The 13,709-nt window shown below is 63.3% G+C and carries 12 protein-coding genes; 4 read left to right on the forward strand and 8 right to left on the reverse strand.

Annotated elements, in window-relative coordinates:
- The first annotated feature begins 14 nt into the window (after positions 1–14).
- Entirely contained in the window at positions 15–3,122 is a 3,108-nt protein-coding gene (locus AC1RNP_RS10985) for an efflux RND transporter permease subunit (RefSeq protein WP_493051281.1), read from the forward strand.
- 176 nt (positions 3,123–3,298) lie between these two features.
- Here AC1RNP_RS10985 and AC1RNP_RS10990 read toward each other — a convergent pair whose 3' ends face one another.
- The 3 genes from AC1RNP_RS10990 to AC1RNP_RS11000 all read right to left on the reverse strand — a co-directional run bounded on the left by AC1RNP_RS10990 (position 3,299) and on the right by AC1RNP_RS11000 (position 6,645).
- On the reverse strand, positions 3,299–4,141 hold the full coding sequence (locus tag AC1RNP_RS10990) for an SDR family NAD(P)-dependent oxidoreductase (protein ID WP_493051282.1): 843 nt from the start codon (positions 4,139–4,141) through the stop codon (positions 3,299–3,301).
- Between the two features lie 46 nt (positions 4,142–4,187).
- A complete protein-coding gene (locus tag AC1RNP_RS10995; protein WP_493051283.1) occupies positions 4,188–5,684 on the reverse strand; it encodes a flavin-containing monooxygenase in 1,497 nt (498 codons plus the stop codon).
- Between the two features lie 76 nt (positions 5,685–5,760).
- Positions 5,761–6,645, reverse strand: coding sequence for a metal-dependent hydrolase (locus tag AC1RNP_RS11000; RefSeq protein ID WP_493051284.1), 885 nt, complete (start codon positions 6,643–6,645; stop codon positions 5,761–5,763).
- 182 nt (positions 6,646–6,827) lie between these two features.
- Between AC1RNP_RS11000 and AC1RNP_RS11005 the strand changes: the two genes are divergently transcribed.
- Positions 6,828–7,826: an AraC family transcriptional regulator gene (locus AC1RNP_RS11005; RefSeq protein ID WP_493051285.1), complete on the forward strand. Its 999-nt coding sequence runs from the start codon at positions 6,828–6,830 to the stop codon at positions 7,824–7,826.
- A 71-nt stretch (positions 7,827–7,897) separates the two neighbouring features.
- Here the strand turns inward: AC1RNP_RS11005 and AC1RNP_RS11010 are convergent, their stop codons facing one another.
- From AC1RNP_RS11010 to AC1RNP_RS11030, 5 genes are all read right to left on the reverse strand, one after another.
- The gene (locus tag AC1RNP_RS11010; protein ID WP_493051286.1) at positions 7,898–8,416 is read right to left on the reverse strand and encodes a hypothetical protein; all 519 of its coding nucleotides are present in this window, start codon (positions 8,414–8,416) and stop codon (positions 7,898–7,900) included.
- Positions 8,417–8,444: 28 nt separating this feature from the next.
- Positions 8,445–8,924 (reverse strand): copper resistance protein NlpE N-terminal domain-containing protein, encoded by a 480-nt coding sequence (locus AC1RNP_RS11015; protein WP_493051287.1) that lies wholly within the window; start codon positions 8,922–8,924, stop codon positions 8,445–8,447.
- Positions 8,921–9,643: an HAD family hydrolase gene (locus tag AC1RNP_RS11020; RefSeq protein ID WP_493051308.1), complete on the reverse strand. Its 723-nt coding sequence runs from the start codon at positions 9,641–9,643 to the stop codon at positions 8,921–8,923. The genes AC1RNP_RS11015 and AC1RNP_RS11020 overlap by 4 nt, the downstream gene beginning before the upstream one ends.
- Positions 9,644–9,809: 166 nt before the next feature.
- Positions 9,810–10,178 (reverse strand): EF-hand domain-containing protein, encoded by a 369-nt coding sequence (locus AC1RNP_RS11025; protein ID WP_493051288.1) that lies wholly within the window; start codon positions 10,176–10,178, stop codon positions 9,810–9,812.
- 340 nt (positions 10,179–10,518) lie between these two features.
- Positions 10,519–10,707, reverse strand: a complete 189-nt coding sequence (locus AC1RNP_RS11030; protein WP_493051289.1) for a CPXCG motif-containing cysteine-rich protein — start codon at positions 10,705–10,707, stop codon at positions 10,519–10,521.
- Positions 10,708–10,953: 246 nt separating this feature from the next.
- On the opposite strand from AC1RNP_RS11030, the gene AC1RNP_RS11035 reads away from it, so the two are divergent.
- Both AC1RNP_RS11035 and AC1RNP_RS11040 read left to right on the forward strand, forming a co-directional pair.
- Positions 10,954–12,252 carry a lipase family protein gene (locus AC1RNP_RS11035; RefSeq protein ID WP_493051290.1) on the forward strand — a complete coding sequence of 433 codons (1,299 nt, stop codon included), beginning with the start codon at positions 10,954–10,956 and terminating at the stop codon, positions 12,250–12,252.
- A gap of 187 nt (positions 12,253–12,439) precedes the next feature.
- Positions 12,440–13,597, forward strand: a complete 1,158-nt coding sequence (locus AC1RNP_RS11040) for a PQQ-dependent sugar dehydrogenase (protein ID WP_493051291.1) — start codon at positions 12,440–12,442, stop codon at positions 13,595–13,597.
- The last annotated feature ends 112 nt before the right edge of the window (positions 13,598–13,709 follow it).

Here is a 13,709-nt window from a genome sequence, read left to right on the forward strand (position 1 = left end):
CAAGAGAGTTCGACATGCGCGCGTTCACCGACATCTTCATCAAGCACCCTGTTCTCGCCGTGGTCGTCAACCTGGTGCTGGTACTGGCAGGCTGGCGCGCGCTCGGCGCGCTGCCGCTGCAGCAGTATCCGCAGATCGAAAGCTCGTCGGTGGTGATCACCACCACCTACTACGGCGCCAGCGCGGAAACCGTGCGCGGCTTCCTGACCACGCCGATCGAGCGCGCGGTCTCGGCGATCGGCGGCGTCGACAACGTCGAGTCAACCAGCCGCGCGGGCGTGAGCACAGTCACCGTGCGCATGAAGCTCAATCACGACAGCACCAAGGCACTGGCCGAAGTGACCGCGCGCCTGCAACAGGTGCGCTCTGAATTGCCTTCCGAAGCCGAACCGCCCGTTGTGGAAGTACAGCGCGCCGATCGGCCCTACGCCACGTTCTACGTCAGCTTCGCCTCGAACCAGCGTGATCTTCCGGCCATCACCGACTGGCTCGCGCGCACATTGCAACCGCAACTGTCCACGCTCGCTGGCGTGCAGCGCGTGACCATCGAAGGCGGCCGCCAGCTGGCGATGCGTGTCTGGATCGATCCGGATCGGCTGGCCGCGCTCAATCTCTCGCCGGGCGATGTGCAGGCGGCGCTGCTGCGCAACAACTACCTGGCCGCCGTCGGCCAGACCAAGGGCGACCAGATTCAGATCAACCTGCTCGCCAACACCGACCTGCGTTCGACCGACGAATTCAAGGACCTGATCGTCTCCGAGCGCAACGGTGCCATCGTGCGCCTGTCCGACGTGGCGAAAGTCGAACTCGGCGCCGAGGAAGCCGAACTGGTCGGCAAGTTCAGCCAGAAAGGCGACAAGCATTTCAACAACGCCGTCTACCTTGGCGTCTGGCCGCTGATCGGTTCGAACGAGATCGACGTCGCGCACCGCCTGCGCGCCGAGATGGAACGCATCCGGCCGACGCTTCCGAAGGACATCGACATGCAGATGGCCTACGACGGCACGATGTTCATGGAAGCCGCGCTCAAGGAGGTCAACAAGACGTTGATCGAGACGATCCTGATCGTCGCCGTGGTGGTGTTCCTGTTCATGGGATCGATCCGCTCGGCACTGGTTCCACTGATCGCATTGCCGGTCTCATTGCTCGGTGCGGCGCTGGCGATGCTGGCACTGGGCTTCAGCCTGAACTTGTTGACCATGCTCGCGATCGTGCTCTCGGTCGGCCTCGTGGTGGACGATGCCATCGTCGTCGTGGAAAACGTCGAGCGCCACGTGCACGAAGGCAAGTCGCGCATCGAGGCCGCGCTGATCGGCGCGCGCGAGTTGATCGGCCCGATCATCGCCATGACCATCACCCTGGCCGCCGTCTATGCACCGATCGGTTTCCAGAGCGGATTGACGGGCGCGCTGTTCCTGGAATTCGCCATCACGCTGGCGGTGGCGGTGATCGTTTCCGGCATCGTCGCGCTCACGCTCTCGCCGGTGATGAGCTCGCGTTTCATACCCGCCTACGGACAGGAAGGCCGGTTGGCGCGCTGGGTGAACCGCACCTTCGAAGCGGTGCGTCACACCTACGGCCGCGCGCTCGACGTGGCATTGCAGATGCGCTGGACAATCGTCGTCGCGGCGGCGCTGATCACGCTCTCGGCCTGGCCGCTGTACAACTTCTCGCGACAGGAACTGGCGCCGGTGGAGGACCAGAGCCACATCAGCCTGTTCTTCGAGCCTTCGCCCGATGCTTCGCTGGCCGCGGTGGATCGCGAATCGGAGCACGTGTACAACGCGATCGCGTCCTTCGACGAAACCCGCAGCATGTGGGGCCTGATCGCGGCCTGGGGCGGCTTCGGCGGTCTCGACGCGAAGCATTGGCACGAGCGCGGACGCTCCACCGAGCAGATGTACGGCGAGGTATACGGCGCGGTTTCGCAGATTCCAGGCCTGCGCGTGTTTCCGCGCCTCGATCCGCCATTGCCCACGCCCGGCCAATACGACGTCGAACTGGTACTACAGAGCGACGTGCCGCCGGAACAAATGCTGGAAACCGTCGGCAAGGTGCTCGAAGCCGGCTGGAAGAGCGGAAAGTTCCTCTACGTCGATACCGATCTGAAGATCGACCTGCCGCAAGCGCGCGTGGTGATCGACCGCGAACAGGTCGCCGATCTCGGCCTCGATCTCGCCGGTGTCGGCCAGGAACTCGGCACGCTGCTCGGCGGCGGCTACGTGAATCGCTTCAATTATTTCGATCGCAGCTACAAGGTGATCCCGCAGATCGGCGAGGAGAATCGCGCCACCACCGATCCGCTGCTCGACCTGAAAATCCGCACGCCCGACGGCCGGCTGGTACCGGTGTCGACCTTCACCCGCATCGAAACCAGCACCGCGCCGCGCACGCTCAACCGCTTCCAGCAGCGCAATGCCGTGCGCATTTTCGGCGGCGTCGCGCCGGGCGTCACCAAGTCCGAAGGGTTGGACGTGCTCGAAACAGCGGCCGCGTCCGTCGCCGGACCGGATGTGCTGCTCGACTACGCCGGCGAATCGCGGCAGATTCGCCGCGAAAGCTCCGCGTTGACGATTACCCTCGCCTTCTCGGTGGTGCTGATCTATCTGGTGCTGGCGGCGCAGTTCGCCAGCTTCCGCGATCCGCTGATCGTGCTGCTAGGCTCGGTGCCACTGGCGATTTCCGGCGCGCTGATCTTCAGCTTCCTCGACCTGACCACGATCAACATCTATTCGCAGGTCGGATTGATCACGCTGGTCGGCCTGGTCGCCAAGGGCGGCATCCTGATCGTGCAGTTCGCCAACCAGCGGCAGACGCTCGGGATGTCGAAGACGGAGGCGCTGCGCGATGCTGCGGTGACGCGCCTGCGGCCTGTGCTGATGACCACGGCGGCCATGGTCTTCGGCCAGCTGCCGCTGGTGCTCGCCACCGGCCCCGGCGCGGAGGCGCGCAACAGCATCGGCATCATCCTGGTCGCCGGCATGGTCGTCGGCACGTTGTTCACACTGTTCGTGGTGCCGGTGTTCTATTCGCTGCTCGCGTCGGAGCATCGTCCGGATCCTGCGAAGATCGAGGCCGAAGACGCCGCATCGCCCGTGATTTCCGGCGCCCAAACCGCTTGAATTAGCGCATTTTCACATCAAGCCTTTGCAAGGCTCGCCATCCCGGCGAAAGCCGGGATCCAGTTTTAGCTAGGATCGAGACCCTCACCAAAAGGCTGGATCCCGGCTTTCGCCGGGATGGCGAGCAAATTGCGCGTGGACTGGGACAAATATGCGTGGGCTGAAGAAAACAGGCGCTACTTCGCCATCGCGCGGCGAATGATGAAGTTCGTGAGCACGTGATAGGACGTGGGAAACAAACGCTGCACCTTGTCGAGCAGCTGCGCATCACCTCCGATCAGCACACGCCGCTTGTTGCGCAGCACGCCGCGCAGGATGACCTCGGCCGCCCTGTCTGGCGTGGTGTTGAAAAGCTTCTCGGCTTTCTCGCCGTTGTCGCAATCATCCAGACCGATCTCGCGCACCGATGGACTGGTGCGCGCGGCGCGCGCGATGTTGGTCTTGATGCCGCCGGGATGCACGCAGGTGGCGCTCACCGGCCATCGCGCCAGATCCAACTCCTGCCGCAAGGCCTCGGTGAACCCGCGCACGGCGAACTTGCTGGCGTTGTAGGCGCTCTGTCCCGGAATGCCGGCCAGCCCGAAGACGCTGGAGATGTTGACGACGTGTCCTTCGCCCGAGGCTTTCAGATACGGCAGGAAGGCCTTGGTTCCGTTGGCGACTCCCCAGAAATTGATGTTGATGATCCACTCGAAATCTTCGTAGGTCATGCCGTCGACGGTCGCACTCAGCGCCACGCCGGCGTTGTTGAAGATCAGGTTGACCTTGCCGTGATCGCGCACCACGTCCGCGGCCCAGTCATGCATCGCGTCACGTTGCGAGACATCGAGCACGGCCGTGGTGATCTTCAACTCAGGCTGTGCCCAGGTCGCGAGCCGCGCCGTATCTTCCAGGCGGGCCACATTGACGTCACTGAGCGCCAGATGGCACTGCCGCGCCGCCAACCCCAAGGCAAGCGCGCGGCCTATGCCGGAACCCGCACCGGTGATCGCGGCGACCCGTCCTTCGAAACTTTTCAAACGCACCCCCTGACGAGCAAACGACCTCGCCGCGTATTCCGGCGCCTCAAGCCGCCGCCCCATCGACGGCGAGCACCGGCTCGGCACCTTCGCGTGAAAACTGAAGATTGGGGTCCTCGATCGGATCGAAGCGCATGATCTTCATGTCCAGCAGATAGTTCTGCGGCATCCGCCATGGCGCCTCGCCGCCCTGCTTGGGCAGCACATCGGCCGCGCGGGTGATGTAGCCGGAATTGAGGTTGAGCAGCGGCTGCGGTTCGAGACGGTCCGGGTCGCAGCGCGGCACGCATTGTCGATACCCATGCCGCTGCATGTGGTTGAGCAGTCGGCAGACGTAGGTGGCCGACAAATCGGCGCGCAGCGTCCAGGACGCGTTGGTGTAGCCCACGCAGAACGCGAAGTTCGGCACGTTGCTGACCATCAATCCCTTGTAGACGAACTGTTCGCCGCTGTTGATCGTCTGTCCATCGACACTGACGCGGATGCCGCCGAGCAGCAGCAGTTTCAAGCCGGTGGCGCTGACGACGATGTCGGCGTGCAGTTCCTTCCCCGACCGCAGGCGCACGCCTTCGCGGGTGAACGTCTCGATGTGATCGGTCACCACTGACGCACGGCCGGAACCGATCGCCTTGAACAGGTCCGAATCCGGCACCAGGCACAGGCGCTGGTCCCAGGGCGCGTAATCCGGTGCGAAATGCGTGTCGACATCGTAGCCCTTCGGCAGCATCTTCCTCACGCCGAAGCGCAGGAGTTTCTGCGCCAGTCCCGGCGCGCGTTTGCACAGCTGGAAGAACGCCATCGTCATCAGCACGTTCTTCCAGCGCGCCAAGCGATGCGCGATCCTTTCCGGAAACACCGCGCGAATCGCGTTGGCAACGATGTCCTTCGACGGCAGATCAGCGATGTAGGTCGGCGAGCGCTGCAGCATGGTGACGTGCGTCGCGGTGTCCGCCAGCGCCGGCACCAGCGTCACCGCGGTGGCGCCGCTGCCGATCACCAGGATGCGCTTGTCCCGCGTGTCGAGATCCTGCGGCCATTGCTGCGGATGCACCCACTGGCCCGCATAGGCCTCGCGTCCGGGAAATTCCGGCGTGAACCCTTGCGCATAGTCGTAGTAGCCGCTGCACAGGAACAGGAAATCGCAGGTGAAGCGATGCCGATCGGTGCCGCCGGCCGTCTCGACTTCGACCGACCAGCGCGCCTCCTTGGAGGAATACGACGCCGACTGCACGCGATGACCGAAGCGAATGTGGCGATCGATACCGAACTCCCGCGCCGTGTCCTTCAGGTATTTCAGGATCGATGCGCCGTCGGCGATGCTCTTGGCTTCCTTCCACGGCCGGAAGGAAAAGCCCAGCGTGAACATGTCAGAATCCGAGCGCACGCCCGGATAGCGGAACAGGTCCCAGGTGCCGCCGAGATCGGCCCGGCTTTCGAGGATGGCGTAGCGCTTGCCCGGACAAGTCGTCTGCAGGTGGTAGCCCGCGCCGATGCCGGACAGGCCGGCTCCCACGATCAGGACATCGAAGTGTTCGGCGGGCATGCCACTCCTCAAGCGGTTTCCTGGATTCATCCGCACGCTCGCCACATCATCACCGGTGGCTGCCGCGGGTTCAACGTCAACGATAAGCGGCCGCCAACAGCGCCTGGCAGGCGATCAGAGGATCGCCAGTGCGCTCATAAGCCTCCACCCAGTTCGGATAGTTGTGGATGTTGGGCAATTGTCTCGGATGGAATCCAGGCTTGAAGTAGGCCAGCAGCTTCGGCGTCAATGCGCCGAAGATGCCACGCCTGGGGCCATACACCCACAGGAAATTCTTGATGTGCAACCCTGCACGCGCCCAGAAGCCGAAACCATCGGACTTGAGCAGGATGTCGGTGAGCAGATACGAGCGGGAAGCCATGCGCCAGGTCGCGAACAGCATCGCGCTGGCGCGTTTCCCGTATCCGACGTGCGCCACCTGCTGCATGACGTCGAAGGCTACCGCCTTGTGCTCCATCTCCTCGATGGCGTGCCAGGCGAACAAGGCCACCATATGTCGATCGGCGCCAGCGGTCACCGAAGCACGGGCGAAGAACGCCTCGGCCAGCATCGCGGTGAAGTGTTCGAAACCGGCCGTAGCCGCGAGATTGAACTCGGGGGAGAAGCGCGCCGTGTCCGCATCGAGCACCCGCTTGAACTCCTGCAGCATGCGCTCGATCGGCAATCCCTGCGCCTGCAACATGCGGTTGTAGCGGGAATGGGCCATGCCATGCTGGCCTTCCTGGCGCATGAAGTTGCGCACGTCCTCCTGCATGACCGGATCGGTGATGCGATCGCGGAAAGCACGGACGCTGGTGATGAAGTAGCGCTCCCCGTCCGGGAAACCGAGCTGCAGCGCATCCAGATAGCGCGTCTTGTAGGGATCGCCCCGGAACCAGTACTTGTCCGACATCGTATCGAGACCGAAGTCCAGATTCTCGCGCGGCACGATCGCCTCGCCATGACCCACCGCGCTATTCATTGCCCACCCTCCAGTAAGCTCTCGGCACGATAGGGGGCCGGACGCGGTGCGGGATATGATGGGCGGCGACAGGATGTGTCTTTATGCGACACGATGTGGGGCGGGCGTGACAAAGTTCGCGCTGACAGGAACGCCCGTGCAGTCGCACCGCCGCCGCGAGTGAAAGGATCGAACAACCGGACATGCCCACGATATCGCTTCACGATCTGTCGAGGCTCACCACGGTCGGCGCCCTCTGCGGCTTTGACATCGCGCCGGTGTTGAAGGAAGTCGGCATCCAGGTGCCCGGGCACGATGTGGAGGAAGCGCCGCTCGATCTCGAAGTCGTCGCCAGGCTGTTCGAACTGTGCAGGCTGCGCTCGACCAAGGGATATTTTCCGTTCGTGGTCGGCGAGCATTTCGCTTTCGAGAACGTGCCGGAGGTGCAGGCCTTCCTGATCACCAGCAGTTCGTTGCGCGAGGCGGTCTGGCTGCTGGAATACATTCCGAATCTGGTCCAGCCCGATCTGGTCTCGCGCTATGGCATCGTCGGCGATCAGCTGGTCGTCTACTTCGACTTGCAGGCGCGCACGAAAACGATCCGGTCACCGGAGCTGATCGAAACAGCCTTCGTGGTCTTCACCAAGTTCCTCGGACAGGTGCTGCAGCAGGAATCCATCCATTTCGACCTGACGTTCCAACACGAACCTCTGACGGAGATGGGCGTGTATCAGCGGCAATTCGGCACGCGGCCTGTCTTCGGCGCGACGCGCAATGCCATCCGGTTCGGTGCGGAATTCCTCGACCGGCCGTTGCCGACGGGCTCCCCCACCCTGCACGCCAAGGCACAACTACTGCTGGAAGGACGGCTGCAGCGATTGCAGGCCGAGCACGGACTGACCGGAACGCTGATGCTGATGCTGCGGCACGCGCCGTCGATCACCATGGCGGAAGCCTCGCTGCGGCTGGGGGTTGAGCCGCGCACCTTGCAGCGCAAGCTCAAGGAAGCGGGGACCTCGTTCGCGACGCTGCAGTCACAAGTGCGTTTCGATCTGGCGAAGGCGATGTTGATCGACCGGGAGCTGGACCTGGATGCCATCGCCGCCAAGCTCGGCTTCGCCGATCGCGTCAGCTTCACGAAGGCATTTTCGAAATGGTCGGGACAGCCGCCGGCGACTTATCGGCGTTCGCATCTGACCTGAGAATTCTGGTGTTTTTTCTAGTCATTTCCGCGAAAGCGGGAATGACGAACGGATTGGCACGTCACTCAGGGTCAACGACCCTTGGTCGAGTCCTTGTTCTTCTTCGCAGTGTTCTTCTTCGCAGTCGCCTTTTCAGACGGCTTCGCCAACGGCCGCCCCCAGCGTTCGAAGCTGTCGGTGATGTTCTGCCTCATCCGCCCCGCCGCGTTGGGTTGCGATCCCAGTCCCACCTGCTTGGCCACCGCGCGCCAGCCATCCGCGTGCCCCTGTTGCCAGACCTCGACCACAGCGCGGCAAGGCTTGCCCACCAGTTGCGCAACGGCGCAGGCGTAGTAGACATCGCCCGGCGCCCAGCCACGCTTCATCACCAGGTCCGTGACCAGATCGCGTGGCGCGGCACGATAGCGCACCAGTTCATCGATGAAGGCGCCGCGATAGCGGGCGGCATACAGGTTCATGTCGCTGAGCTGGCGGTCGACCCACGCATCGCCACTGCGCGGCTCCCAATCCTCAGTGGGCGTCTGCGCCAACGCCGTGGCCATCAGGATCGACAAGCAAACCAGGAGGACAGCAGCGGCAACGGTTTTCATCGGGCAACCCTCGTCAAATTCTTGCGGATCATCGTCCCGGCGCTGCCTGCGGCAGGAGAACATCGTCCTCACGGCCCCGAAGCGGTTTGCCCGAGCCGTCGCGCAGCTGCAGGCCCCCTCCCTCCACCACGGCGAACGTGCGCTGGCCACCTTCGTCGCCATGAAGTTCGAGCACGCCAGCGTCCACCTGTGCCCATTCGCCCTGTTCGGCGAACTCGAGATCGCCATCCTCGGCCACGTAGGTCTCCAGCAATTGATAGCGACGCTCGTTGCCCTGCCGCCGCAGGAGCAGATGGGTGTCGATGCCGTCGCAGTCGGTGCAGGACAAGGTGCCGCCCCACTCTGCTTCGCCGTCGCCCTGTCCGAGTCCGGGGATCGGTGCATTCGACTGGCGCTTGCCTCCGCAACCGGCAAGCATCAGCACCAGCAGGGCCAGCAGGGCCAGCAGGAATGGCACGACACGCGTGACCGTCGACCCGCGCAGATGGACGCCATTCCTCCGCATCATGCAGCGTGCTCCGTGGCCGCCTCCACGATCGACGCCACCGCAGCGGGCAGCCCCTGCGGATCGGCGCTGATGCGCATGCGTGCGTCGAATCCTGCGACATCGGCCTCGCGTTCGTGACTCCACGTGGTGTGGTAAGGCATGTGCACGCCCCAGCCACCGAGCTGCAGCACCGGCGCGATGTCCGAGCGCAGCGAGTTGCCAATCATCACGAACTGCGACGGAACGATGCCGAACTCCTCCAGCAGCCGCGCGTAGGTGGGCACGTCCTTCTCGCTGACGATCTCGATGCGGCGGAACAATCCGGACAACCCAGAATCGCGCACCTTGGCTTCCTGATGGAACAGATCGCCCTTGGTGATCAGCACGATGTCGTGCCTGGCCGCGATCGCTTCGACCGCCTCGCGGATTCCGGGCAGCAATTCCACGGGATGCCGCAGCAGTTCCTTGCCCAGCTGCACGATGCGATGCACGTCGGCGGCGCTGATGCGCGACTCGGTGATCGCCACTGCCGCCTCGATCATCGACAGCGTCATGCCTTTCACGCCGTAGCCGAACCAGCCGATGTTGTCCTTCTCGAAGGCGTACAGGCGCTCGTGCACGCGCGCGTCGGCGAGATCGACGTAGGCACCGACGATGCGCTCGTAGACCAATTGCGCTTCGTCGAAATAATCCTGGCTGCGCCAGAGGGTATCGTCGCCGTCGAAAGCGATGGCGCGGATTCCGGCTGTCGAAGCTCCCGCCGTCGAAAGTCTGGCTGTCGAAGATCCCGCTGTTGGAGATCCCGTTTTCAAGGCTGTATCCATCGCGAGATTATGACGCGCGGACCATAAAAAAGGCGGCCCGAAGGCCGCCTGCGCACACCATGAAACGGAACGTTGTGGTGGATCAGCCGCCGGACTGGCCGGAGGTGCCGGCACTCTTCGCGGCGAAGGCCTTGTATTCGTCGGCGGTGAGCTTGCCGTCCTTGTCGCTGTCGGCCTGGTCGAACACCTGGGTCAGGCTCGGCACGGGCGTGACTTCCTGCTTGGACAGATTGCCGTCCTTGTCGGCGTCGAGATCGGCCCAGGTCACCTGCTTGGGCTGCGCGGCGCCGGCCGGTTGCGCGGCGGGTTCAGCATTCTGGGTCGTGGTCGGCTGCGTGGTTTGCGCCGGATCGGCCTGCGTGGTCGGCGAGGTCTGCGCGAATGCCAGCGGCATGGCGAGTACGGCGCCGAAGGCAACCAGTCCGGACAGGGATTTGCGGGTGAGGTTCATCGAGTTCTCCATACGTAAGGGGCGCGCTGCGACACGCCGCTTCAAGCGGGCAAATCGCTTCTGCACGATGCGACCTTGCCTCCGCACGCATGAACGCAGATCCCGCAGCGGACGACGGGCTTACATCCGTTTAACCACTTTCGCGGCGAATGTGTCTAGGCACGTCGCGGTGCTCGTCCGCATCGCCCGCATCGGCGCATCGAGATGCCGGCTCGTCTTCCGCACATGAGCGGTGGCCGCTGAATGCAACACAACGTTTACAAACACGGTCCTGACGCGGGCCGTGACGCCGCGATCGTCGCCGGCCATGGCAATGCAATCCCGATCACGGCACGACGTGCTAGACGTCGTCCTCGGAACGCGCGGTAACGCCCACCTCGCCGTCATCGCCCACGCCAACGGCGATCCGGATCGGCCGGCAGCACACCTGGCAATCCTCGATGTAGTCCTGCTCGCCCGCGGAGTCGTCGACCAGCACCGTGATCCACTCGCCGCAATACGGACATTGCACTTCGACGCTTGGCAACATGACCTCTCTCCCGTGCATGCAATGACAGCATGCCGATATACCAGACCAATCCGGCGACATGCTGCATCGCAGCGAATTTTCGATTCCGGCCGCGCGGCTTCCAGCGGCCTTTTCTGCTAATCACCTTGGCCTGTTCACCGATCGCCCCCGCGCAGCGGGCATGTGATGGTCGCTCCGCCATCGACCGGCTTCCAATGGCTTCTCTCCCGGACGATGCATCCACGACATTCTGAGGAGGGCTCAGTCATGTTTTCGTCCACGCTTCGCATATTTCACGTTTGGCGGCGTTCGTTGCGCCGCATCGCACCGCTGGCGGCCGTCGTGCTGGCGTTCTCGCCGGTCGTCACGATGGCCCAGGAAGTTCCTTTCGCGCCGACACCGGATTCCGATCCGTTCTACGCCCAGCCAAGCCCGTTCCCGAACCTGCCGGTCGGCACGATCCTGGAATCCAAGCCGATTCTGCTTCGGCCGAGCTTCGGCATTCCGATGCTCAACCAGGCGTGGCGGCTGAAGTACGTCTCGCGCGATCAGCACGACCGCCCGATCGCGGCGGTGGCCACCGTGGTCAAGCCGGTGCTGCAGATCGGTCCGCGCAAGCTCGTGTCGTATCAGTACGCCGAGGACAGTCTCGGCCTCGGCTGCGCGCCGTCACACCAAGCGGCTGGCGAGATCATTCCCAATTTCAGCTTTGCAGCGCAGCTCGAACCGCTGCAATACCTGACCGGCGTCAAGACCATGGGCTGGACGGTCGTGATTCCTGACCACCAGGGCCCGAACTCGACCTATGCCGCGGGCAAGATCGCCGGGCAGATCACGCTGGACGGCATCCGCGCCGCACTCAACTTCACTCCGCTCAGCCTTTCCAAGACGACCACACCGATCGCGATGTGGGGATACTCCGGCGGCGGTCTCGCCACGGCCTGGGCGGCGACGCTCAAAACCACATATGCGCCCGAATTGAACATCGTCGGCACCGCCTCCGGCGGCACGCCGGCCGATCTTCGCAGCGCCGTGAACGCGTTCGACAGCGGCCTCGGCAATCTGTTCTTCTTCCTCGGCTACTCGGCGGTGATCGGCGTCAATCGTGCCTACCCGGAGATGATCACGCCCATCCTCAATGCCAAGGGCATCGCCGCGGCCGAAGGGACGAAGGACAGCTGCCTCGGCATCGGCGGCGACATCACCAAGGTGCCCTTCATCGGACATTTCGCCGACTACACCACCGTCGCCGATCCACTGAATTCACCCGGCGTCTTGAACACGCTACCGAAGATCAACCTGCCGCAACCCGGGAAAGCGCCTGACTTCGACATCCTGGTCTACCACTCCGTCTTCGATGAACTGATTCCGGTCGAAGGCACCGACAAGATGGTGCAAGCCTGGTGCGCGGCCGGCACGCCCGTGCACTACTGGCGCACGCCGCTTGGCGGCGAACACGTCACCTTCGTCGCGCTCGGTGCGCTTCCGGCGTTGAACTATCTCAATAGTCGTCTCAATGGACAGCGAGCCGCCTTGCCGGTGACGTACACCACGAGCTGCAATTAGCCATTACACCAACAGTTGCATTCGCGTCGCTCTCTCTACTTGAGCGGCGCCTCTCCGATACCCCGCACGCGAGTGCGGGGTAATTTTTGTGAAGCGCTTTACATGTCATTTCCGAAACGTCTGCTAGCGTTCACGGCTTGATGCAAGAGACGCTGCCCATTCCAGGGCATACGTACCGGAACTCGCCATGAAAACGTTCGCTCGATTGCTTGTCTGCTGCATTCCCTTCGGCATGGTCGCCTGTAGCGAAGCCGCCTCGCCCGCCGCCGGAAATCCCACGCTGGCCACAGCCGCGCCCGCGCAGAAGGCGCCTTTCGACATCACCACCGTGGCCAAGTTCGACGAACCCTGGGCAATGGCATTCCTGCCCGACGGCCGCCTGCTCGTGACCGAAAAGGAAGGCGCGCTGAAACTGCTCGACATCGCCAGCGGTCAGCAGGGCGATATCGGCGGCATTCCCGAAGTCGCCTACGGCGGACAAGGCGGGCTCGGCGACATTGCATTGCATCCGAACTACAGCGAGAACCACCTCGTCTATCTCAGTTATGCCGAACCTGGCCCCGACGACACCCGCGGCGCGGCTGTCGCGCGCGCCAAGCTCGCGCTCGACGACAAGGGCGGCGGCAAACTGGAAGATCTAAAAGTGATCTGGCGACAGGTTCCGAAGGTGACCGGACGCGGCCATTACGGTCATCGCCTTTTATTCGGACGTGATGGCAAATTGTGGATCACGTCCAGCGAGCGGCAGAAATTCGACCCCGCCCAGGACATGCGCTCCAACCTTGGCAAACTGCTGCGCCTCAACGACGACGGCAGCGTGCCGGAAGACAACCCCTTCGCGGCACAGGGCGGTGTGACGGCTCAGATCTGGTCATTGGGCCACCGCAACTTGCTCGGCATCGCCTTCGATGATCAAGGACGATTGTGGGAAGCGGAGATGGGCCCGAAGGGCGGTGACGAGCTCAACCTGATCGAACGCGGCGCCAACTATGGCTATCCAATCGTCTCCAATGGCGATCACTACGACGGAAAGGACATCCCTGATCACGACACGCGTCCGGAGTTCGCCGCGCCGAAACTGTGGTGGACGCCGGTGATCTCGCCTTCGCAATTGATGATCTATTCCGGCAAGCTGTTTCCGCAGTGGCGTGGCAATGCGTTTCTGAGCGGGTTGTCGTCGCAGGCGCTGGTGCGCGTGAGGCTGGATGGCACGCGGGTGGAAGAAGTGGCGCGTTACGATATGGGTGAGCGTATTCGTGATGTTGTGGAAGGGGCGGATGGGGCGATCTGGTTGCTTGAGGATGGTTCTGGGGCGCGGTTGTTGAAGTTGACGCCGGCCAAATAGTGATTTTTTGCTTCCTTGACAGTTCTCTGTAACAGCAAAAGCGTTTCGCCCCTGAAGGGGCGAGTTCATTTCTTTTGATAAGCGTCAAAAGAAACGAACCAAAGAAAAACGC

This window comes from Luteimonas sp. GW821-FHT14E02 (genome assembly GCF_058803905.1).